Raw genomic sequence first — 1363 nt, forward strand, 5'->3', positions numbered from 1 at the left:
CGCTTCCAGGCTCCGCATCGCCTGCCCGGCGCATGGCAGGCGGCTGTCCCGGAGCCCTAGAGCCACTCCACCGGGGTGGCTCCACAAGTGCAGCGACGGCGGCACAAGCCCCGCGCCGACATCCCGGCACAGCGTCTCTTCAAAGGCGAAGGGGATCAGCATATCGCCGCCCCCTTCTCTTTCTGCCGCGCTGCCGGACAAATGCTCAAAGAGCGCCATACGCCCGGGAAGCGTCCCGGACGGACCGGATTGCAGCCCGTCCATTCCGCCTGTTATATTGCTTTTGCTCATATCGTCCATTGATCATGTATGATGCCTACAAGCATCCACTGCCCGCCTTCCTTAACGAATACAAGCCGCAGGCTCTGCCAGTCCATGCCGTCATACTGCGGATCGAATCCGTCGTAATGGTATTCAACCAGGATGGCATCCGGATACACGTTCCGCGCGTTATTCAGCGAATTGCCGGTGCCGATGGTCTGATTGTAGCCCATTTCCGGCGCGTCCGCAAAATCGGCGCTGTAAATGAATTTATCGTAATACTGCGCGAACGTCAGCTTGATCGGGTCGCCCGTCCCATCGTAGGCGCCCCAGGTTCGGACGGTCCCGTCCGCGCCGGCCGCCGCGATTTCGCTCCGGCTGCGCACGATATCTTTTGCGGTGTCCACATAGCCGTAAGGCGAGAAGCGGACGCCCCGGGTGGAGTGAACCATGGAGGAAAGAGCGGCCCAATCCTTAGTTTTAAGCGCCTGCACCGCAGCAGCGGCCCGCTCGGCAATGACACTCTTCGCGCTGGCCGGGTCAAGCGGCAGGATAATCTGAGCCGTGCCTGTCTTCACGTTCCAGGAAATAGTCGCGTCCACGCTTTCCACTACGAAACGCAGGGGGACATACACACGGCCGCTGCGGATTTCGGCAGGAACATCCAGAATGACGGCCCCTCCATCCCTTAGCGCCCGGCTGCTGCCCGCCTTAATCTCCGCTTGATGCGAAGCTCTCTTTAGGGTCGCCGTGCGGGAAGGCGCATCCCAATACAGCTGCGCTCCCAGCCCTTTCGCCATGTCCCGAAGCGGAGCCATGACTCTTCCTTGCTTTACGTAAGCCTGAGATTCAAGCGTAAGCATTACACCGTTGACCATCACGGAGGTCATCCCGACCGGTGAAGCGGCCTGGACGGGCGTTCCGCCGGTACCCGTAATCGATACGACTAATCCAAGGCAGACACAGACGGCTGTTATTTTTTTGAACATTCGTCTCACCCTTTCTGCAGCAGATAATTGTGATAGAATTAAAATATGCTAGTGAACTCTCCCCCACTTAGCTTACACATGAAGTGGGGGCTTCTGTTGACATCGATACAGGG

1 protein-coding gene and 1 pseudogene are annotated in these 1363 nt (G+C 58.6%); both read right to left on the reverse strand.

The window, feature by feature from the left end; translation table 11 throughout:
• A pseudogene (locus tag L691_RS28535) lies at nt 1-264 on the reverse strand (hypothetical protein); the annotation flags it as partial.
• A 23-nt stretch (nt 265-287) separates the two neighbouring features.
• Complete coding sequence (locus L691_RS0110165; RefSeq protein ID WP_025690362.1) at nt 288-1250, reverse strand: stalk domain-containing protein; 963 nt, start codon at nt 1248-1250, stop codon at nt 288-290.
• Between the last annotated feature and the right edge of the window lie 113 nt (nt 1251-1363).

Origin of the sequence: Paenibacillus zanthoxyli JH29 (genome assembly GCF_000520715.1) — a bacterium.
Taxonomy (GTDB): Bacteria; Bacillota; Bacilli; order Paenibacillales; family Paenibacillaceae; genus Paenibacillus_AQ; species Paenibacillus_AQ zanthoxyli.

Coding starts and splice junctions, on each gene's coding strand:
- L691_RS0110165 (WP_025690362.1), bottom strand. CDS start 1,250: ATGTTCAAAAAAATAACAGCCGTCTGTGTCTGCCTTGGATTAGTCGTA.